The organism is Desulfothermus naphthae (assembly GCF_054657475.1).
The window spans coordinates 189,407-209,554 of sequence record NZ_BAAHYQ010000003.1 but is presented as its reverse complement, the minus strand read 5'-3'; the positions used below and the strand labels follow the sequence as shown (position 1 = coordinate 209,554).

The 20,148-nt window shown below is 34.5% G+C and carries 21 protein-coding genes and 1 tRNA gene; 8 read left to right on the top strand and 14 right to left on the bottom strand.

Annotated features, from left to right (window positions below; genetic code table 11):
- Positions 1-160: 160 nt before the first annotated feature.
- From ACYQ1E_RS12515 to era, 11 genes are all read right to left on the bottom strand, one after another.
- Positions 161-244 (bottom strand) — tRNA-Leu (locus ACYQ1E_RS12515).
- 55 nt (positions 245-299) lie between these two features.
- A complete protein-coding gene (gene secG / locus ACYQ1E_RS12510; protein ID WP_459879928.1) occupies positions 300-626 on the bottom strand; it encodes a preprotein translocase subunit SecG in 327 nt (108 codons plus the stop codon).
- Between the two features lie 21 nt (positions 627-647).
- Positions 648-1,403 (bottom strand): triose-phosphate isomerase, encoded by a 756-nt coding sequence (gene tpiA, locus ACYQ1E_RS12505; RefSeq protein WP_459879925.1) that lies wholly within the window; start codon positions 1,401-1,403, stop codon positions 648-650.
- A gap of 17 nt (positions 1,404-1,420) precedes the next feature.
- On the bottom strand, positions 1,421-2,608 hold the full coding sequence (locus tag ACYQ1E_RS12500) for a phosphoglycerate kinase (RefSeq protein ID WP_459879922.1): 1,188 nt from the start codon (positions 2,606-2,608) through the stop codon (positions 1,421-1,423).
- A complete protein-coding gene (locus ACYQ1E_RS12495) occupies positions 2,590-2,946 on the bottom strand; it encodes an AAA family ATPase (protein ID WP_459879919.1) in 357 nt (118 codons plus the stop codon). Before ACYQ1E_RS12495 ends, ACYQ1E_RS12500 begins: the two co-directional genes overlap by 19 nt.
- 237 nt (positions 2,947-3,183) lie before the next feature.
- Positions 3,184-3,579 (bottom strand): hypothetical protein, encoded by a 396-nt coding sequence (locus tag ACYQ1E_RS12490; RefSeq protein ID WP_459879916.1) that lies wholly within the window; start codon positions 3,577-3,579, stop codon positions 3,184-3,186.
- Between the two features lie 58 nt (positions 3,580-3,637).
- The gene (pyk, locus tag ACYQ1E_RS12485) at positions 3,638-5,065 is read right to left on the bottom strand and encodes a pyruvate kinase (protein ID WP_459879913.1); all 1,428 of its coding nucleotides are present in this window, start codon (positions 5,063-5,065) and stop codon (positions 3,638-3,640) included.
- A gap of 48 nt (positions 5,066-5,113) precedes the next feature.
- Positions 5,114-5,953, bottom strand: a complete 840-nt coding sequence (locus ACYQ1E_RS12480) for an OmpA/MotB family protein (RefSeq protein ID WP_459879911.1) — start codon at positions 5,951-5,953, stop codon at positions 5,114-5,116.
- A 2-nt stretch (positions 5,954-5,955) separates the two neighbouring features.
- The gene (locus ACYQ1E_RS12475; RefSeq protein ID WP_459879908.1) at positions 5,956-6,717 is read right to left on the bottom strand and encodes a flagellar motor protein; all 762 of its coding nucleotides are present in this window, start codon (positions 6,715-6,717) and stop codon (positions 5,956-5,958) included.
- Positions 6,718-6,728: 11 nt separating this feature from the next.
- Positions 6,729-7,427 (bottom strand): YggS family pyridoxal phosphate-dependent enzyme, encoded by a 699-nt coding sequence (locus ACYQ1E_RS12470; protein ID WP_459879905.1) that lies wholly within the window; start codon positions 7,425-7,427, stop codon positions 6,729-6,731.
- Position 7,428: 1 nt separating this feature from the next.
- Positions 7,429-8,364: a GTPase Era gene (era, locus tag ACYQ1E_RS12465; RefSeq protein ID WP_459879902.1), complete on the bottom strand. Its 936-nt coding sequence runs from the start codon at positions 8,362-8,364 to the stop codon at positions 7,429-7,431.
- Positions 8,365-8,455: 91 nt separating this feature from the next.
- Between era and topA the strand changes: the two genes are divergently transcribed.
- The 8 genes from topA to ACYQ1E_RS12425 all read left to right on the top strand — a co-directional run bounded on the left by topA (position 8,456) and on the right by ACYQ1E_RS12425 (position 16,143).
- Positions 8,456-10,696 (top strand): type I DNA topoisomerase, encoded by a 2,241-nt coding sequence (gene topA, locus ACYQ1E_RS12460; RefSeq protein ID WP_459879899.1) that lies wholly within the window; start codon positions 8,456-8,458, stop codon positions 10,694-10,696.
- Positions 10,697-10,698: 2 nt separating this feature from the next.
- Entirely contained in the window at positions 10,699-11,430 is a 732-nt protein-coding gene (locus ACYQ1E_RS12455) for a molybdopterin-guanine dinucleotide biosynthesis protein MobB (RefSeq protein ID WP_459879896.1), read from the top strand.
- Positions 11,431-11,434: 4 nt separating this feature from the next.
- Positions 11,435-12,670, top strand: coding sequence for a molybdopterin molybdotransferase MoeA (locus tag ACYQ1E_RS12450; RefSeq protein WP_459879893.1), 1,236 nt, complete (start codon positions 11,435-11,437; stop codon positions 12,668-12,670).
- Positions 12,671-13,061: 391 nt separating this feature from the next.
- Positions 13,062-13,325, top strand: a complete 264-nt coding sequence (gene rpsT / locus ACYQ1E_RS12445; RefSeq protein WP_459879890.1) for a 30S ribosomal protein S20 — start codon at positions 13,062-13,064, stop codon at positions 13,323-13,325.
- A 237-nt stretch (positions 13,326-13,562) separates the two neighbouring features.
- Complete coding sequence (locus ACYQ1E_RS12440) at positions 13,563-13,973, top strand: hypothetical protein (protein WP_459879887.1); 411 nt, start codon at positions 13,563-13,565, stop codon at positions 13,971-13,973.
- A 16-nt stretch (positions 13,974-13,989) separates the two neighbouring features.
- Positions 13,990-14,205 carry a 4Fe-4S dicluster domain-containing protein gene (locus ACYQ1E_RS12435; RefSeq protein WP_459879884.1) on the top strand — a complete coding sequence of 72 codons (216 nt, stop codon included), beginning with the start codon at positions 13,990-13,992 and terminating at the stop codon, positions 14,203-14,205.
- Positions 14,186-15,337, top strand: coding sequence for a 2-oxoacid:acceptor oxidoreductase subunit alpha (locus ACYQ1E_RS12430; RefSeq protein WP_459879881.1), 1,152 nt, complete (start codon positions 14,186-14,188; stop codon positions 15,335-15,337). Before ACYQ1E_RS12435 ends, ACYQ1E_RS12430 begins: the two co-directional genes overlap by 20 nt.
- The gene (locus ACYQ1E_RS12425; protein WP_459879879.1) at positions 15,337-16,143 is read left to right on the top strand and encodes a 2-oxoacid:ferredoxin oxidoreductase subunit beta; all 807 of its coding nucleotides are present in this window, start codon (positions 15,337-15,339) and stop codon (positions 16,141-16,143) included. Before ACYQ1E_RS12430 ends, ACYQ1E_RS12425 begins: the two co-directional genes overlap by 1 nt.
- 1 nt (position 16,144) lies before the next feature.
- Here ACYQ1E_RS12425 and priA read toward each other — a convergent pair whose 3' ends face one another.
- From priA to ACYQ1E_RS12410, 3 genes are read right to left on the bottom strand one after another with little or no spacing between them, the layout of a single operon-like run.
- Complete coding sequence (gene priA / locus ACYQ1E_RS12420) at positions 16,145-18,466, bottom strand: replication restart helicase PriA (RefSeq protein ID WP_459879876.1); 2,322 nt, start codon at positions 18,464-18,466, stop codon at positions 16,145-16,147.
- Between the two features lie 8 nt (positions 18,467-18,474).
- Positions 18,475-19,044, bottom strand: a complete 570-nt coding sequence (locus ACYQ1E_RS12415) for a bactofilin family protein (RefSeq protein ID WP_459879873.1) — start codon at positions 19,042-19,044, stop codon at positions 18,475-18,477.
- Positions 19,045-19,047: 3 nt separating this feature from the next.
- Complete coding sequence (locus ACYQ1E_RS12410) at positions 19,048-20,070, bottom strand: peptidoglycan DD-metalloendopeptidase family protein (protein ID WP_459879870.1); 1,023 nt, start codon at positions 20,068-20,070, stop codon at positions 19,048-19,050.
- Between the last annotated feature and the right edge of the window lie 78 nt (positions 20,071-20,148).

The window sequence follows — 20,148 nt, the reverse complement described above, 5'->3', positions numbered from 1 at the left end:
TAAACTGGTCCCTTATTTGGACTGTATCTTTTATAGGTGGGATTTTGTCCTTAAGGATAAAAAAGAGTTATTTGACATTTATAGTGAGTTATGTAGCAGCGGCAATTATGTTGGTATTTTTTCAATAAAAAAAACAGGCACTTAAAGTGCCCGTCCTTCATGCCGAGGGAGGGATTCGAACCCTCACGGGCAAATGCCCACTACCCCCTCAAGATAGCGTGTCTACCAGTTCCACCACCTCGGCATCAATAACAATATAGCTATATAAAATTTTTTTTCAGTTGTCTAGAATTTTCTTTTTATTTTTTTGTATTGTTTTTATCTTTTTCTGGGGCTACAGGAGTTTTATTTACCTTTACGGGCTTTTCCAAAATAACAGAATGCTGAGTCTGTACCTTTTTAGAAGAGTCATAAATTGTAAATCCCATGGATGTACAAAAAAACACTATGGCAAAGATCACGGTCATTTTAACCAAAAAACCACCAGCACCTGTACTTCCAAAAAAGGAAGATGAGCTAGGGCCTCCAAATATAACTCCCATTCCCTCTTCGCCCCTTTGAAGTAAAATCAAAATAATCAGAAAAATACAAGCAATAAAATGAATTGTAAGTAGTAGAGTCTCCAACTTTATCCTCCTTATAGCCTTTTAAGCTGTAACTATTTTGCTAAAACTATCAGCATTTAAACTAGCTCCTCCTACCAAGACCCCATCCACGTTGTCAATACTAATTATATCTGATGCATTATCTGGCTTTACACTCCCACCGTACAAAATCCTGATGGAGTTCCCAACTTCTCCATAAATATTTTTTAGCTCATCTCTCACAATTTTATGTGCCTCAAAGATTTCCTTTTCTCCTGCAACTTCCCCAGTACCAATGGCCCACACTGGCTCATAGGCAATTACAAGATGATTTTCTATAGCTGGTATCTTATTTAAATCTTTTAATATACTTAGCTGGGATTTTAACACCTCTCCCACTTGTCCTGCCTTTCTCTGTTCTATTTTTTCCCCAATACAAAATATTATGTTTAACCCCACCTCAAGGCCGTATTTTACTTTTTCTTTTAACAGCTCATCTCTTTCAAAAAAGATATGTCTTCTTTCTGAATGACCCACAAGTGCATATGAACATCCAATATCCAATAACATCTGAGGAGATATCTCACCAGTATAAGCGCCTTCTTTTGCCGGATAAAAATTTTGTGCTCCTAAGTACATGTAATTTATATCTTTTATCTCTTCTGCAACAACCTTTAATGATGTATAGGGGGGACATATCAAAACACCCCTATCCACATCCAACTCTTTTCCCAAAATATTAATAAGATTCTTTGTTGTGTTTTTGGCTTCATCCTGTGTCTTATACATCTTCCAATTAGCAGCCATTAATTTTTTCATAGAGATTTCTCCTTATTTTAATCGTATAATCCAAGAGCCTTTAGACCTGGTAGTTGTTTACCCTCTAAAAATTCCAAAAAAGATCCTCCACCTGTTGAGATAAAAGTTATTTTATCTTGAAGTTTACACTTATGAATGAGATTATCTGTATCACCCCCACCAACAATAGTAGTCCCTGATACAGCAGCAACACTCTGGGCTATGCCAAAGGAGCCTTGAGAAAATGTAGGGTTTTCAAACGCCCCCATTGGACCGTTCCATACAACTGTCCTGGCGTCCTTTAATACCTCTGAATATAAGGTGTGAGTTGCTGGTCCAGTATCAAAGATCTTCCCATCTGGATCCACATTTTGATAGGGAAATACTCCTAATGGAACTTGATCATTTATATCTTTACCCATGACATAGTCAACAGGAAGATAAAAGGCCACTCCTTTATCCTTTGCCTTATTTATTATTTTCAGGGCATCATCTAACAAATCTTTTTCATAAATAGAACTGCCAATTGGATAGCCCTGGGCCTTTCTAAATGTATTTGCCATTGCTCCACCTATTAAAATTGTATCTACCTTATCCAAGAGGTTATTTAACAGCCCTAATTTACTGGATACTTTAGCTCCTCCAGCAATAAGTACAAAGGGATGTTCTGGTTTTGCAAGATAATTATTCAAATACTCAACTTCTTTTTTAATTAAAAAGCCGCCACACACAACCTCTACATAGTCGCAAATGCCTACTACTGATGCATGTTTTCTGTGTACAACTCCAAAGGCGTCATTCACATAAACATCTGCCAGCTTGGCTAGTTCCTTACTAAACTCAGGATCATTTTCTGTCTCTCCTTTGTAATATCTTAAATTTTCAAGCAAAAGGATTTCACCCTCCTTTAATTCATTTGACATAGAGAGCACTTGATCCCCTATACAATCATCAGCCATTTTGACATCTTTGCCTAAAAGTTCTTTTAGGCGGCGGGCAACTGGCTTTAAAGACAATTCATCAACCCTTTTCCCCTTTGGTTTCCCAAGGTGTGAGCAGGCAATAAGTCTTCCACCAGTGTCTAAAATATATTTTATAGTATCCAGTGCTGCCTTAATCCGGGAATCGTCCTGAATTTCTCCCTGCTTTAGGGGTACATTAAAATCAAATCGCCCCAAAACCCTTTTCCCTTTTATATCTATTTGATCTATAAATCTAATAGCCATGAAACACCTCCACTTTGATTTAAGAAGTTACAATAAGGATTATATATTGTCTCCTCTTCTGCAAAATCTCCACTCCCAAAACTTATCCTTATCACAGGATGGGGAGCAAAATCATATTTGTTATAAATATAAAGCCCCTTAAATAACTCCTTATTACCTAAAAATATCTCTGCTATGGTATCCAAAAACAAACTCTTACCAAACCTACGGGGACGGGAAAGAAAATAATATTTTCCACCCCTTATTAGTTTGTGGGCAAAATATGTTTTATCAACATACACATATCCCTCTTCTATTATCTCACTAAAGCTCTGTATCCCTATGGGTAATCTCTTCACAAGGAACTCCTTGTATTTTTTTACATTCTGATTTATTATAACTCCTCTAAAAAATAAATACAAATAAAAAAATAAAGCCAAATTTGCTATAAACCTATATATTTATCCCAAAAAATTTGGACACCTTTTGAAAGTAAAATTAGGAATTGAGTAAGGGATGAAAAAGCTTCAACAAAAGGGACTAATCTAAAAAATAAAGTTCCTTTAACTTTTTTGCAGGATCCAATTTTGGCATAACTACTCTTTTTTGGGAATACATTCAATTACAATTTTATCTTTAAAGTGTTTTTTAACAACTTTGGCTCCACATATTCCACACCTAAAACTAACCAGCCCACTCACATTGGCAGCGGTTAAAAAAAATTTTTTTGGCACATCTATTTCCCAATTTTCAGTATAATTACCGCAATTTTTACATTCTACACTAAAATCATATGGGTATTTAAAATCCCAACATTTTTTAAAAAGTTCCCAATCTTCCAATGGTTCCACTATTTGAAGCTCTTTGCTAATCAAACCATGTTTTTGTAATATTTTTTTTAAGTCTTCTTTTATCTTAATCCATACATCAGGTTCCACAAAAACTCCTAGAAAATTATGTTCTTTGTCGTATAATTCATGAACTCCTTTCATCTCTATCTCCATAGTAAAAAAGCTTATTTACGCTTATATACACCCTTTTCCTCTTGGTTTACTTAAAATATATTTTTATCTGGTTTGTATGTTTCTCTAATTGTCCTGGCGTTGGTTGACCAGATGTTATTATGATTCTATCTCCTGGTTTAAACAACTCAGAGTTTTGGACAAAACTCTCAACTCTATCTAAATGGTTTGGAATCTTAGGATCAGAACGTATAGGAATAACTCCTTTCATAAAATTTAGATATTTCATTACTTCAATATGGGGGGTAAGAGCAAAAATTTTCTGTTTAGGCCTGCAACTTGAAATGAGTCTTGCTGTTTTACCTGAAGTAGAATGACAGGCTATACCTTTTGCATTGGTATAATTTGCCAGCAAACATGCAGAATAAGCCAAATAGGAGCCAGGATCTGTTTCATGATGAGGCTTTAATGGTTCTTTTTGTTGCTCAAAAATATAATTTTCTGTATTTTCTCCAATCTCTTTAATAATATTTATGACCTCAATAGGATAATTTCCTATAGCTGTTTCATCGGATAACATGAGACAATCTGCTCCATCCATGATTGCATTTGCCACATCTGTTGTTTCAGCCCTTGTGGGCAAAGGATTATGCACCATAGAAAGTAGCATTTGAGTGGCAACTATTGCAGGTTTATGTTGTTTGTTACAGGCATTAATTATCCTTTTCTGGATAATAGGTAAAGAAGATAAAGGACATTCAAGTCCAAGGTCTCCTCTGGCCACCATTACCCCATCTGCAACGTCAAGTATCTCAAACAAATTTTCAACACCATTGGCACGTTCTAACTTTGCAATCACTGGAATGAATTTATTATATTTATCTATCTCATTCTTTATATCAATGATATCTTGTTTATTTTGAACAAAAGATAATGCAAATGCATCTATATTAAGTTCAATTGCCTCATGGAGATTCTTTTTGTCTGTTTCTGTAAGTGCAGGCAAGGATATGTGTTTACCAGGGAAATTAATTCCTTTATTTGAAGAAACACTACCTCCTGATTCCACCTCTAACAAATAGACCCTATCTGGTTCTAAGACTTCTTCTACTCTAAAAACCGGAATTCCATCACTCAAAATTGCCTTCATCCCAACCTTTAATCCTTCAATAGCTTCTTTGATTTTTACGCCTAAAAATGGAATTTCCCTGTCTTCATATTTTGCTCTCAAAGATTCTAGGCCCAAAATTGCCTTATATCCCTTTCCAAGATATAGAGGAGAATTTTTTATCTCCCCTATTCTTATCTTTGGCCCACTTAAATCCCCCATTATAGTTAATGGGGTCTTTAATTCTGTTTCAAGTTCCCTTATTTTTTCAATTATCGGCATAAATTCCTTTGGTGTACCGTGGGAAAAGTTTAGTCTAAATATGCTCACTCCTCTTAAAACCATTTCTCTTAATACTTCTTTTGAAGAAGAACTAGGACCTATAGTAGCTATTATCTTTATGTGCATAAAAATTACTCCTCTATTGCTATAATTTATTAAAAAAATATAAAATACTTAGGGTTTATTTAAATTAAATTCAAAACCTTTATATTTTAAGACCTCTTTTACTTTTTTTAGTTCTTTTAGTTGTTTAAATTCTCTCATTTTATTTGGATTGTGTAAAATATAAGACCTTTTATCTAAAATAAAATCTACTCGTCTATTTTTTTTCCTGCCCAATGCAGTCTCATTTGAATATAAGGGATGATATTTACCATAGGCTTCAATTATTAATTTGTCTTTAGGCACACCAGATTGAATTAGATAATTATATACATTTATACATCTTTTAATAGATAAAATCCACGATGGATCTACTGCCAATTTTTTACTATTGGTTTGGGGAGTTTCTTGTTCAACTTCATACAGAGATGTGTGCCCGGCTACAAGAACTGGATATTTTACTGTTTTTAAAACTGGTGCAATTTTTTGTAATATAATTTCACCCTCTGAGGTTAAGTCTGCTGTACCTTTTTTAAATAGTAGTTCTGCATTTACTGAGAATATCTGGATAAATTTATTTTCTCTAAAATCTAGATCTTCTGAAAAATCTTCCCATATGAGGTTTTTAAGTGGTTCTAAGTCCTCTGTTTCCATTACTCCTGGCTCTAACAGATTAATATCTTTAGCCCTATTTTTGCCAATAATGCTCATATTTTCTCTACCAACACCAAAGGAACTACTCAAAGAACCAATAGCTAGATGCTTTTTTTTTATATCCTGCAAAGAAGCCATGCTAAGTAAGAGAACAAAAAAGGTAAGAAGCAAGGTCATAACATCAGAAAAAGTTACCAGCCATTGCGGGGTTTCTTCACCGCCACCGCCGCCATTTGATTTTTTCTTTTTTTTGGCCATATTTATCCCTGGGTTTTTCTTTCTTTTGGCGGAATAAAGCTATTTAATTTCTCTTCTATTATCCTTGGATTTTCGCCCTTTGATATAGATATAATCCCTTCTAAGATAAGTTCTCTTAAAAGCACTTCTTCTTTATGCCTGGCGCGAAGTTTTCCTGCCATGGGATTAAATATTAAATTGGCTAAAATAGCCCCGTAAAATGTAGTAATTAATGCTACAGCCATGGCTGGACCAATGGTACTTGGATCATTCATGGTTTGAAGCATCTGTATAAGTCCTATAACTGTGCCTATCATGCCCATGGCTGGAGAAAAGGAACCCATGGTAGACACAACTTCTGCCCCTAATTCGTGCCTCTCATCAAGGTAAGCTATCTCTGTTTCCAGGACTTCCCTGATCACATCAGGTTCCATTCCATCCACTGTGAGTTGCAACCCCTTTCTCAAATAATCATCATCTATTTCCTTTAAAATTGGCTCTAAGGCTAAAATTCCTTCTTTTCTTGCCTTTTGAGCATATTCTAAAAATCTCTCAATCATTGCTGAAGGTGATTCTGCTTTGTATAAAAAAGTATTTTTAATAATACCAATAACACCTATCACGTTTTTTAGAGGATAATTTACAAGGGTAGCGCCAATAGTCCCTCCAAAAACAATTAAAGCAGAGGGAAAATTAATAAAGGACCCTGGACTGCCACCCATAACTAATGATGCTATAACAAGACCAAATGCAATTACAATTCCAAGAACTGTTGCTAGATCCATCTAAACCCCTCTTAATATTTCCTTTGTCCAAATATATTAGTCCCAATACGAACTATTGTAGCTCCTTCTAGTATTGCCTCTTTAAAATCAGAACTCATACCCATTGACAGATGGGGAAGTTTTATATCCAATTTTTGTTCAAGCTCTTCCTTTAGTTTTCTCAGTTTATTAAAATAGAGTCTTACTTTTTCAGGATTTTCAAAATAAGGCGGTATACACGTAAGACCTAAAATATTTAATTTTTTTGTATTATTTAATAGTTCAGTTATAAAAATTTCAGCCTCTTGTATTAAGATTCCACCTTTTGTTTCCTCTTCAGCAACATTTATCTGAACAAGGATATCCTGCATTATGTCTTTTTTTTGACATCTTTTATCAAGTTCTTTAGCGAATTTTAAAGAATCTACTGAATGCACCATAACAAATCTTCCAGGGATATACTTTGCTTTATTGGATTGACACCTTCCAATAAAATGGAATCTCACATCAGGATTATTTAATTCCTCTATTTTTTCAAGGGCCTCTTGGATATAATTTTCGCCAAAATCAAGTTGTCCAAGTTCCACTGCCCACTTTATGTATTGAACAGGCTGGACTTTTGAAACCGCTACTATTTTAATATCTTCTGCCCTTGTTCCAGCCTTTTTAGCAGCTATCTCCACCTCTTCCCTAACCCTTTTTAAATTTTCTGCCAATTTTTCCTTAGTCACTTTAAAACTCCTCTGAATAAAGATATGTTATAAATCTTTCATCTTCATTCCATCTTTCTCTTACCTTTACCCAGAGTTGGAGATACACTTTAGAGTCCAATATAGCTTCTAATTCCTTCCTTGCAAGGGTACCTATTTCCTTAAGCATACTTCCTCTGTGGCCTATGACAATCTGTTTATGATTCTTTTTTGCCACATAAATTACTGCATGGATTTTAATTAAATTTTTTTCTTCATCCTCTTCCCAATGCTCAATTTCCACTGCCACAGAATAGGGAAGTTCTTTTTCGAGCTTTAAAAACAACTTTTCCCTTATAATCTCAGCTGCCATAAATCTTAAAGGCACTGATGATATCTGGTCTTCTGGAAAAAGTGGAGGACCAACAGGTAAACGCTTTTTTATCTCTTCTAAAAGTTCAAAAGAACCTTCTCCTGTTAGGGCAGAAATTAGAAATATCTCTACCCCTTCAAAGTGTTTTGACATAAAATCTATTATTGGCAAAAATTTGTTTTTGTTTTTAATTTTGTCTATTTTATTAATTGCAATTATTGTTTTATCAAGTTGATTTTTAAGAGGACCTATCAGAGGAGTAATTTCCTTTTCTAATAGAGATAATTTGTCAACATATCTGGCACCATCTATCATAAGAAGCACCACATCTGTTCCATTTATTGCCTGCCATGCGGTTTCAACTAAAAATCTATTTAAGGTCTGGTTAGATTTATGAATACCTGGCGTATCTAAAAAAATAATCTGACAATCCTCTCTTTGAAGTATTCCATTTATTCTGTTTCTTGTGGTCTGTGGTTTTGGCGTTACTATAGAAACTTTTTGACCTAAATAAGAATTTAGAAGAGTGGATTTCCCAGCATTGGGAGGCCCTATAAGTGCAACAATACCACATCTAAATTCCTTTTGTTCCCTCTTTTCATTCATTGTTTATTTCTCCTTAAAATTAAAATTGTATTCTTTGTTAAAAAAATTTTACTTGCGCAAAATTTTGACTCCATGTATAGCGTTCACTATTATGAAAAAAGATTTAATCATTGTTGAATCACCTGCCAAGGTCAAAACAATTAAAAAGATTTTAGGCAATAAATACCTTGTTGAGGCTACCCTTGGTCACATAAGGGATCTCCCCACCAATGTTTTAGGGGTGGATGAAAAAAATAATTTTAAGCCAACATATGTGATCCTCCCTGGAAAAGAACCGTTGGTTAAGAAGTTACAACAAAGTGCAAAAAAAGCCAACTATGTATTATTGGCACCAGACCCAGATAGGGAAGGCGAAGCAATTGCATGGCATGTTGCTGAATTAATTAAGGATGTAAACCCTAATTTTAAGCGAATGCAGTTCAATGAAATAACTGCAAGTGCAATTAAAGGTGCTTTAAACAACTTAAGGGACCTAGATGAAGATCTATTTAATTCCCAGCAGGCCAGGAGGATTTTAGATAGATTGGTTGGTTATAAGATATCTCCAATACTATGGAAAAAGGTAAAAAGGGGTATATCAGCAGGTAGGGTGCAATCAGTTGCACTTAGATTAATTGTTGACAGAGAAAAGGAAAGACAGGCCTTTGTACCCAAGGAATACTGGGTTTTTAAAGTCCATCTCAAGACCAAAAAACACGATATTCTTGTTGCTGAACTCTGGAAAATAGACAATAAAAAGGCCAATGTTCCTAATGAAAAAAAGGCATTAGAGTTAGAAAAATTACTTAAAACCAGTAAGTTTGAGGTAGTAGAAGTAAAGGAAAAGGAAAGGTCAAGGTCTCCAAAGCCACCATTTATTACTTCAACTTTGCAACAGGAATGTAATACACGGCTTGGTTATTCAACAAAAAAGGTCATGAATATTGCCCAACACCTATATGAGGGGATGGATTTGGGAGAGCTTGGCGTTAGGGCACTTATCACCTATATGAGAACCGATTCAGTCAGAGTGGCAAAGGAGGCTCAACTTCAGGCAAAGGATTGGATAGGAAAAAATTTTGGTAAAGAATATTTACCTCCAAGGATAAGAAATTACAAGACAAAGTCCTCATCGCAGGATGCCCATGAGGCTATTAGACCAGTAGATGTTACTATTACCCCTGAAATGATAAAAAATAGTGTATCTAAGGACCATTACATGGTGTATAAACTGATATGGGAAAGATTTGTTGCCTCTCAAATGGCAAGTGCAAGGATATTGGATACAGAGATCTCAATAAAGGCGCAAAATACCCTGTGGAGGGCAAAGGGCGAGAGAATAGTTTTTGATGGATTCTTAAAGGTGTATTCCTATGGAATGAAAAAAGAGCTTATTTTACCAGAAGTAGAAAAAGGAGAAATTTTGCCTCTTCAAAAAATAGAAAAAGAACAGAAATTCACCTCTCCCCCACCCCGTTATACTGAAGCCTCCCTGGTCAAAAAAATGGAAGAAAATGGGATAGGAAGACCATCTACCTATGCCCAGGTAGTATCTACCTTAAAAGAACGGGAATATGTCAAAATGGAAGAAAGATATTTTGTGCCAACAGAGCTTGGGTCTGTAGTTAGTGACCTTCTGGTTAAGCACTTTCCTAAATTAATGGACTCTGGATTTACTGCAGAAATGGAGCTAAATTTAGATAAAGTGGCAGAAGGAAAATTGAGCTGGATTTCTCTATTAAAGGATTTTGCCAAATATCTCTACCCTGCTTTAGATAAGGCACTAAAAGAAATGGAAGAGATAAAAACAGGTAAGTCCACTGATATTATTTGTGATAAGTGCGGATCTCCCATGGTGATAAAATTTGGGAAAAATGGGGAATTTCTTGCCTGTAGTTCATATCCTGAGTGCAAAAATACTAAGAATTTTAGAAGGGATGAAAATGGAAATATACAGATTGTAGATACAGAGCCAAGTGAACTTGAAGTTGTAGGCAAGTGTCCAAAATGTGGTGGGGATTTAGTAGTTAAATTTTCAAGGGCTGGAGCTAGATTTATTGCGTGCAAAAATTACCCTAAGTGTAAATATACAGAACCATTTTCTACTCATATAAAGTGTCCTATTGAAGGGTGTGATGGTGAAATAGTTGAGAGGACATCAAAAAGGGGTAAGGTGTTTTATTCTTGTAATAGATATCCCAAATGTAAATTTGCCATATGGAATCCACCTTATGATGAGATTTGTCCTGAATGCGGTTTTAAGATATTGGAAATAAAACAGAGCAAAAAAAGGGGAAAGTTTTTGTCCTGTCCAAATAAAAAATGTAATTTCTGGAAAAAATTAGAGGAATAAGTATGATTAATAAAAAGGCCCTTCAAATCATTGGTTATAAAAATTCTGGAAAGACCCATTTAATGGTTAATTTGTGCTCAATGTTTAAATCCAGAGGACTCAGAGTAGGATGTATAAAATATTCACATCACTCTCTTGATAAAAGGGATTCAGATACTGAGAAATTATCACATGAAGCAGATGTGGTAGTCGGGATCTCACCTTCCTCATCTCAAATATTTTTCAATAAAAAAAAGAGCTTTTTAGATGTGCTCACTTATCTGGATGTGGACATAATCTTGATTGAAGGTGGAAGAGGAGAAATAGACTTTTTGCCCAGAATTGTCGTGGCAAACCATGAAAAGGATATTGAACTCACAGATGAATTGACTATTGGAGTTTACCTCAGAAATAAGGATTTAAAATTCAAAGATGATAAAATAAATTTTAGTGATAAAGAAGAAGATTTATTAGAATGGATTTTAAACAAAGGATTTCTCTTGCCAGGTATAGATTGTGGTGCCTGTGGATATAATTCATGCAGAGAAATGGGTATTAAAATCTTAAAAAACCAAGAAAGTGTTCAATCATGTATGAGCATGAACACTCCTGAAGTAAAGGTTGAAGTGGATGGAGTGCCCCTTAATTTAAATCCCTTTGTGCAAAATATTGTCAAATCAACAATAGAAGGTCTTTTATCAAACTTAAAAGGGTATCACAAAGGCGAAATTAACATACAAATTAAAACAAAATAGGGCCATGTTTTTTAAAGTTGTCAAGGTCTCAGAATTCTATGATTTATTTTACAATTTTTCTCCCATTGAAACTCAAATTGAAGTTGATTCTGCAAAGAGTCTCAACAGGGTAGTTTCAGAGGATGTTGTAGCACCCGAGGATTTTCCCCCTTTTGATAGGGCATGTATGGATGGTTTTGCAGTTTTAAGTGAGAATACCTATGGGGCCTCTGAGTCAAATCCTGTATATTTAAAAGTAATTGGCGATGTTCAGATAGACAAAATCCCAGATTTTTCCATAAAAAGCGGTGAGTGTGCTAAAATCGTGACTGGTGCACCTATGCCAGGTGGCGCCAATGCAGTTGTTATGGTAGAATATACAGAAGAAGTGGCTCCAGATGAGATAGAGGTTCGCAAGAGTGTATCTCCTTTTGAGAACGTGATCCTTACAGGTGAAGATTTTAAGAAAAATGATATTTTGGTGACAAAGGGAGTAAGGATAAGACCACAGGAAATAGGGATTTTCATGGAATTTGGCGTAACCAAATGTAGGGTATTTGATTTTATAAGGGTTGGGGTTATTTCTACGGGAAATGAATTGGTTTCTCCTGATACAAAAAAATTATTGCCAGGTCAAATAAGGGATGTAAATTCCTATGTTATCTCATCCATTGTAAAAACAAATCACGCAAAACCTGTATTTTTTGGTATTATACCAGATGATAGAGATGCTTTGATCTCAGCAATTTCAAAGGCCTTATCTAATTGTCATCTGGTACTTATATCGGGTGGGAGCTCTATTGGGGTAAAAGATTTAACAGAACAGGCAATTACTTCTTTTAAAAACAGCGAGATACTATGTCATGGAGTGGCTATATCGCCGGGAAAACCAACTCTTCTTGCTTCAATAGACAAAACTCCAGTTGTTGGCCTGCCAGGGCAAGTGACCTCTGCCCAGATAGTTATGCAAATCTTAGTTGCACCTTTAATTCGTTTTTTGTCCAATGAGAAAGACTATCTCTCTGAGAATTATTTTCCAAAGACAAGGGCCAGATTAACCCACAACATACCATCTAAAAAAGGTAGAGAAGATTATATCAGGGTGAAGCTAATAAAAAGAAAAGGAGAGTTGTTGGCCCAGCCAATTTTTTCTAAATCAGGTATTATCAAAAGTCTGATTCAGGCAAAGGGCCTTGTAAGAGTACCATATATGAGCGAAGGGATTGTTGAAGATTCTGTAGTAGAAATATTATTACTCTGACACACAACAGATTTTGCTTTTAAATAGTGATCAAATCTTTGATTTTTGATAGAGTGTAGTTTTTTAGGACTCTTTAAGAATAACAACCTTTAAAAGTCCAACCATCAATTTACTAAATTTGGCAGGACAACCTCGGTTACTATATTTACTCGCAAGTGATTTTATTAAAGATTAATAAAATCTAATAAATCTCAACATATCAATTAGTGTATTGTACACTTATGTATACCCATCTGCAAATAATTTACCTTCAATTTTTTCTTTTCGACCAATTTTTTATCTGTTTTAGACATTGAATTGCCGAGTTAGAGTTTTTAATCTTGACAGGAGGGAAAAATTAAAATAGAAATTTTGTCAATTTTAAAAATGGAAATAAAAGGAGGTTTTTGCTTTGGCTAATACAAAACAAGCACTAAAAAGACACAGACAATCACTGAAAAGAAGGGCAAGAAATAGGGCGATGAAAAGCAGGGTGAAAAAAGCCATTAAAAATGTTCGACTGGCAATAGAAGCAAGAGATAAGGAAAGGGCTCAAACAGCACTCAGGAATGCTACTTCTTTATTGGATAAGGCTGCATCAAAAGGAGTAATACATTGGAAAAATGCAGCAAGAAGGATTTCTAGATTGTCTAGCCAGGTAAATAAGTTGAATTAATAATTGTTTTTTTATTTTTAATTTAGGATGCAAAAACCCAGGGAAATTACCCTGGGTTTTTTTTACAAAAATTATGGAAAAGGGATTAATTTTAAATTTTAATTGCTAAGTAAAAAACAATTGATTAATGATAATGGGTATATTTTTTGTTATAGGGCCTTTACAATGACTAAACGACTCCTTTTTATATTTATCCCTTTTATCGTCTTAATAGGATGTAGCCTTAGAACTCATTCGATGATTTCCCCATCTACCCTTGGTATAAAAATTGATATTTCAATGCTTAAAAAAGACTTTGCAAAGTATAACATCTATTACGCAGAACCAGTCTATAATCCACCAGCCATTTTATTTTTAAAAAAGCAAATAAAAGAAAAGATTATCTTAAGTAGATGTTTTAACAAGATAAAAGATCCAACAGAGTTCAAAGAATTAATGGGTAGAATAGAATACCTTCAACCTTATTTGTATGCTCTAACTATTAGGCAGAGGAAGAAATTCGATGTAGTTGGTTATATTTATACTGTAGGCCATACCTGTTTAAAAAAAACAGGGGATAATGAATATTTTTTGTTGCCAGTTAGAGAACATTTTAATGATATATATTATGGTGGAGACAATGCTTTTTTCCATGGTAATTTTGATTAAACATCAAGGATAGCATATGAAAATAAAGCATGTTATTAACAGAAATTGGTGTAAGGGATGCGGAATTTGTGTCGAATTTTGTCCAAAAAAGGTTTTAGAAATAGATAGAGAAGAAAAAGTTGTAGTAGCTAGGGCTGAGGACTGTATAGGCTGTAGGACCTGTGAATATAGGTGTCCAGATTTGGCAATAGAAGTTTTAGTGGAGAAAGAAGATGAAGAAGCAACAGCTTAAATTTATTCAAGGCAATGAGGTTTGTGCAGAGGCCGCACTTTATGCTGGAGTTGAATTTTTTGCCGGCTATCCCATTACTCCTTCATCTGAAATCCTAGAATACATGGCAAGAGAACTTCCCCTAAGAGGCGGAAGTTTTTTGCAAATGGAGGATGAAATTGCCTCTATATGTGCTATAGTGGGGGCATCTTTGACCGGAAAAAAGTCAATGACAGCAACTAGTGGCCCTGGTTTTTCTCTAATGCAGGAAGGTCTTGGATTTGCCATAATGGCTGAAATCCCATGTGTGATAGTGGATGTCCAAAGGTTTGGCCCATCAACTGGTCTTCCAACTCAAGGAGGCCAGCAAGATGTGTATCAAGCAAGATGGGGGCGACATGGAGACCATTCAATAATTGTACTTACAGCCTCCAATCATCAAGACCTCTTCAAAATCACGGTTGAGGCATTTAATTTTTCAGAGACCTATAGGACCCCTGTAATTTTATTATTTGATGAGATTGTTGCACACTTAAGGGAAAAAATAATTATTCCAGAAAAGGGGGAAATTCCAGTGATTGAGCGCCTTAGGACTTCTCTTCCCGAAGGAGTTGATTATCATCCCTATTTGCCAAGAGAAGATGGTCGGTTACCTATGTCAGACTTTGGAGGAAAACACAGATATAATGTGACAGGACTATTTCATGATATGTGGGGATTTCCCACAACCGATCCCAAAGTTGTCCACGGACTTTTGCATCACATAGTCGATAAAATAGAATCAAATGTAAGTGAAATAGCAAGATATAAGGAATATTTTTTAGAGGATGCCGATATTATATTGGTCTCTTATGGATCCTCGGCAAGGACAGCTCTTCATGTAGTAAGATCCATGAGAAGAAAAGGGCAAAAATGGGGACTTTTTGAACTTCAGACCTTATGGCCATTTCCAGCCTTTGTTGTCAAGGAAAAGTGTAAAGATGCAGATTTTGTCTTTGTAGTGGAGATTAATATGGGGCAGATTGTTCATGAGGTGAAAAAAAGTGTGGATCATCCAGAAAGAGTGTATCTTGTAAATAGGGTTGATGGAGAATTTATCACACCAACTGATATAAAAAACATTACAAGACTTATTCGAGGGAGGGGGGTATAGTGAGCTACTCAGTAAAAGATTATATTAGAAAGAGGTTTTTTCCCCACTTATGGTGTCCCGGATGTGGGCATGGTATAGTTCTCAATAATTTACTTAGAGCAGTTGCTGAACTTGGCATACCTAAAAATGAAATTGTTATGGTGTCTGGAATAGGGTGTTCATCAAGAATTTCTGGCTATGTGAATTTTCACTCTCTACATACCCTCCATGGTAGGGCTATTGCCTTTGCAACTGGAGTAAAGATGGCCCGACCATCGTTACATGTTATTGTCCCTATGGGTGATGGAGATGCACTTGCAATTGGCGGAAATCATTTTATCCATGCCTGTAGAAGGAATATAGATCTAACAGCAATAGTAATGAACAACAGGATATATGGTATGACAGGTGGTCAGTTTTCTCCTCTTTCAGGAAGAAATATAGTGGCCACTAGTGCGCCATTTTCAAATTTAGATCCTGCCTTTGATACCATCAAATTGTCATTATCCGCTGGCGCTAGTTTTGTTGCCAGGACAACTACTTTTCATTTTAATGAAATTAAAGAATATTTGAAAAAGGCCATATCACATAGAGGTTTTTCTGTTGTAGAGATTTTGTCCCAGTGTCCCACTTACTTTGGACGGAAAAATAAGATGGGCTCTCCAGTGGATATGCTTAAATATTTCAGGGATAATACAGCCCAGTTAGGATCTAAAAAATTAGAGAAAAATCCAGATTTTATCCCTAGAGGCATTTTTGTTGAAAAAGATGTTCCAGAATATACTGAAGAATATCAAAAACTAATCACAAGGTTGCACAAAAAATAACCTATAACATGTGGTAGGGATCGAGATCCAAATTGATTTTAATTCTTTTTTTGTAGTTTGAATATTTTTTAAAAATTTTAGCAGCAAATGCTCGGATAGGGGCATAAGTTTCTGCTTTTAAAAGACATTGATATCTTTTGTTCTTATTTAAAATAAAAATTGGAGCAGGTGCTGGTCCTAATACGGTAAGAGAGGTCCTTTTAATTTTATGTATAAAATCTCTTATTTCTTCTATTAATCTTTGATGTTGCTGGTAATCTTCTCTAATTTGAAATCTCAAGAGACCAAGTTTGACAAAGGGTGGATATCTCCTCTTTTGTCTAATTTTGAGCTCATGTTGAATAAACCCTTCATAGTCACTATTTTTTATATATTGCCAGCAATAGTGACTTGGATTTCTGGTCTGGATAAAGACCTTGCCTGGCTTTTGTCCTCTGCCAGACCTTCCTGCTACCTGTACTAGGAGTTGAAAGGTTCTTTCTGTTGCCCTATAGTCAGGAAGGTTTAGTCCAATGTCTCCATCCACAACTACAACCAGGGTTACACCTGGGAAATTATGTCCTTTGCTGCACATCTGAGTTCCAACTAAAATCTGGTATCTTCCTTCTGAGAAAGATTTTAATATGTCTTCATCTTTTTTTTCACGCCTGTAAGAGTCAGCATCAAGTCGCAATATTTTATAGCTATTTCCAAATTTTTCCTTTACAAACTCTTCAACCTGTTCTGTCCCAACATCTAATGGAATATATGAAACAGCTCCACAAACAGGACAATTGCATGGAAAGGGCATAACTTTTCCACAATAGTGACACAACAGCCTTTCTATTTTTTTATGGTATGTCATAGACACAGAACAATTTGGGCACTTGACCACCTCTCTGCATGAAGTGCAAAAAACCACAGGAGAAAAACCTCGTCTATTCAATAAGATTATTACTTGATCCCCATTGTCCAGTGTGGATTTTATTTCTGAAAAAACTATTTCACTAAATGGGCCATGTGTTGGAGGATTTTTATTTAAGTTTACAATATCTATCTCTGGTAAGGGATTTCCTGTGACCCTTTTTTTCATTTTCAATAGCTCAATTTTTTGATTAATTGCTGCATAATATGTCTTTAAATCTGGGGTTGCAGATCCAAAAACAAGGAGGCTCTTAAATTTATAGGCCAAAAGATAAGCAATTTCCCTTACATGGTATCTTAGTCTTTCATCTTGCTTATAGGAGGAATCATGTTCTTCATCTATAATAATTGTTCCAATGTTTTTCACTGGTAGAAATATGGCAGAGCGAGTTCCAATTATAATGGAGGGTGTAGTGGCTTGTGATAATGTTTTAAATATTTTTGCTCTCTCACCGTTGGACAAATATCCATGATAAAAATAAATATTAGTGCCTGAAAAAAATTGTTTAATTTCCTGATATGTACTCTCAGCTAAAGCTACTTCTGGAAGGAGAATTATACTATTTTTATTTAACTCCAAAGATTTTTTTATTAAATATATGTATATTAGAGTTTTACCACAACCAGTTACACCATGCAACAGCACTGTTTTAAAAATGTTTTTTTCTATATAGGGTATTAAGACATCGATAACTTCTTTTTGTTCTTTTGTGAGATTATAAGAAGAACAATAATCATATTGTAAATTTGAGGAATATTCTCTATTTTTTGATGAAAATCGAATTAAACCTTTGTTTAAAAAAGACCTTAAAACATTTCCTGAATATTTCCCAAATTTAGCTATGATATGAGATTTTTTTTGAGGACCCTGGGTGTAGAGATATTCCAAAATATCTAACTGGGTTTTTGCATTTTTTTTTACTGGCCATGGAGGAGAACATATAAGTTCAACTATTATATCTTCCTTTGATTGAGATACTATTTTAACATCTCCATTTATCCATTTTGCTAAAAATGCATTTAAAATGTGGGGTTCTTTTTTTAGAAATTCTAATATGTTAAATTTATTTCCTTTTTTGTCCAAAAAATATAATTTTAGTGACATTAATTTTGAAGGTGTTACTGATGATATAACCTGTCCCAGCTCAACTAAAAGGTGAGCAGAAATATCTTCAAAGATTTCAAGCTGTTCTTTTAAAAAAAGGGGCTTTTTATCAATGGGAAGGATTAATTCTTTTATTTTAAAATTCACATGTTTTTTATTATGGGATTTAATGATAATACCCATGGTATATCTTTTTTGTACAGGTACAATTACCCTTATTCCTGGTTCTAAGTTACAATTTTTCAGAAGGGAAGGAATTTTATATGTATATTTTTTAAATGGTGGAGTTAATAATACTACATCTATTAAGTGCATAAGATGAGTTAATTAGAAGACTCAGTGGAGGATTCTTTTACCTCAATTAAGTCATCGTCATTATTGATACTCATATCTAAGGGATTTAATTTATTGTCAGAAATTGATATACTTTTTTCAAAATCATTTATTTTTTCTTTTATCTCGTTAGATTTTTTACCAGTCAATATTGAAAATTTTTCAAATAAATTACGGGTGCGGGAATCCTTCTTAATATCTTTAATCTTTTCCTGCATATTACAATTGCCATGCAAGATTCCACCCCGATCTACTGAAAAGACCTTTGTAGATACATCTCCTACTATTTTACCTTTTTCTCCAATAATTAGGGTTTCTTTGGCTATTACATTTCCAACAACTTTTCCATGGACAACAACATTTTTTCCTGAAATATCACCTTCAATAAAGGCACTATGATTTATATATACATCTTCACTACATTCAATAATGCCTTTAAATGTTCCTTCAATACAGATGTTATCTTCTCCTTTGTAATTTCCCTCAAATACACTTTTTGCCCCTATTAAGGTGGGAGTTGAGTCAATTCTCTCCTTTTTGTTTTTCTTTGCAAAAGCCATTTTTTACCTCAACCCAAGACTTTTTAATCTTCTATCCCAGATATAATATTTGGGATTTACAGGTCTACCATCAACTACTATTTTGTAATGAAGATGTGTTCCAGTACTATGTCCTGTATTTCCCATATAACCAATTACATCCCACCTTTTTACCTTATCTCCTTCTTTAACAATTGTTTTATATAAATGTCCATATAAAGTTATAATATGAGGTGTATGTCTTATTCTTACATAATTCCCCACAATACTATTTTTGCCAACTTTTATTACAATCCCGTCTGCTGGAGCCACAATTGGTGTTTTCCAGGCAGAAGCTATATCTATGGCAGCGTGAAATTCCCTTTGTTGGGTGAATGGATTTGTTCGCCAACCAAAACCACATGAAATCCAGAACTTATCTCCTTTAATAGGAAGAATAGAGGGCATGTGCCTTAATTTTTTATGTCTTTTTTCCAGATAATCCACAAGTTGCGCCAGGCTTTCTCTCAGGTCTGTTGAATAAGATACGATGTTTTTTATTTTTTTGAAGTGTGTTGCATTTTGATCTTCAATTGAGAGAATGGTCTGTTTTTTTTTCTCTGGTGATGTGTTGTATTCAAAACCACCCTGGTGGGAGAATTTATCCTCTGCATTTGTTTTATCACTTTCAAGTCCCAGAAAATTTTTTATCTTATCTTCCATTTCTTCCATATCTGCAAGTTCATCTTGAACAGTGGATAGCTTTTTCTCTAAGGAAGATATCTTTTTTATCTTTTGTTTTAAGTCTTGCTCCAGTGCAAAAACTCGTTGTTGCTCTTTTTTCAATGTAGTAGTAATCACTACAATCTTGTTGCTTAGAGAAGCAATTTCTTTTTTTGCATTAGAAATTTTAAAATGCTGATAAATTAATAGTCCACTTAGAATTATAAGGCCTGAATATATAAGAAGATGAAGAAAAAGTAGTAGATAAGTTTTGGATTCTGTGAGAGAAATCCTGTTATATGTATTTTTTGACTTTGAAAACCAGATAATTGATACCTTTTTCAACTAATTTTCTCCTTGAATACCAGAGTTGTAGACTAGTAATTCAAACATATTTCCAAAAATAAAAGAGTAAATGTTATC

Bases quoted from the DNA above. Each gene is read 5' to 3' on its own strand.
- tpiA (WP_459879925.1), bottom strand. From the start codon at position 1,403: ATGAAAAAATTAATGGCTGCTAATTGGAAGATGTATAAGACACAGGAT.
- ACYQ1E_RS12500 (WP_459879922.1), bottom strand. From the start codon at position 2,608: ATGGCTATTAGATTTATAGATCAAATAGATATAAAAGGGAAAAGGGTT.
- ACYQ1E_RS12490 (WP_459879916.1), bottom strand. From the start codon at position 3,579: ATGAAAGGAGTTCATGAATTATACGACAAAGAACATAATTTTCTAGGA.
- pyk (WP_459879913.1), bottom strand. From the start codon at position 5,065: ATGCACATAAAGATAATAGCTACTATAGGTCCTAGTTCTTCTTCAAAA.
- ACYQ1E_RS12480 (WP_459879911.1), bottom strand. From the start codon at position 5,953: ATGGCCAAAAAAAAGAAAAAATCAAATGGCGGCGGTGGCGGTGAAGAA.
- ACYQ1E_RS12475 (WP_459879908.1), bottom strand. From the start codon at position 6,717: ATGGATCTAGCAACAGTTCTTGGAATTGTAATTGCATTTGGTCTTGTT.
- era (WP_459879902.1), bottom strand. From the start codon at position 8,364: ATGAATGAAAAGAGGGAACAAAAGGAATTTAGATGTGGTATTGTTGCA.
- topA (WP_459879899.1), top strand. From the start codon at position 8,456: ATGAAAAAAGATTTAATCATTGTTGAATCACCTGCCAAGGTCAAAACA.
- ACYQ1E_RS12455 (WP_459879896.1), top strand. From the start codon at position 10,699: ATGATTAATAAAAAGGCCCTTCAAATCATTGGTTATAAAAATTCTGGA.
- ACYQ1E_RS12450 (WP_459879893.1), top strand. From the start codon at position 11,435: ATGTTTTTTAAAGTTGTCAAGGTCTCAGAATTCTATGATTTATTTTAC.
- ACYQ1E_RS12440 (WP_459879887.1), top strand. From the start codon at position 13,563: ATGATTTCCCCATCTACCCTTGGTATAAAAATTGATATTTCAATGCTT.
- ACYQ1E_RS12435 (WP_459879884.1), top strand. From the start codon at position 13,990: ATGAAAATAAAGCATGTTATTAACAGAAATTGGTGTAAGGGATGCGGA.
- ACYQ1E_RS12430 (WP_459879881.1), top strand. From the start codon at position 14,186: ATGAAGAAGCAACAGCTTAAATTTATTCAAGGCAATGAGGTTTGTGCA.
- priA (WP_459879876.1), bottom strand. From the start codon at position 18,466: ATGCACTTAATAGATGTAGTATTATTAACTCCACCATTTAAAAAATAT.
- ACYQ1E_RS12415 (WP_459879873.1), bottom strand. From the start codon at position 19,044: ATGGCTTTTGCAAAGAAAAACAAAAAGGAGAGAATTGACTCAACTCCC.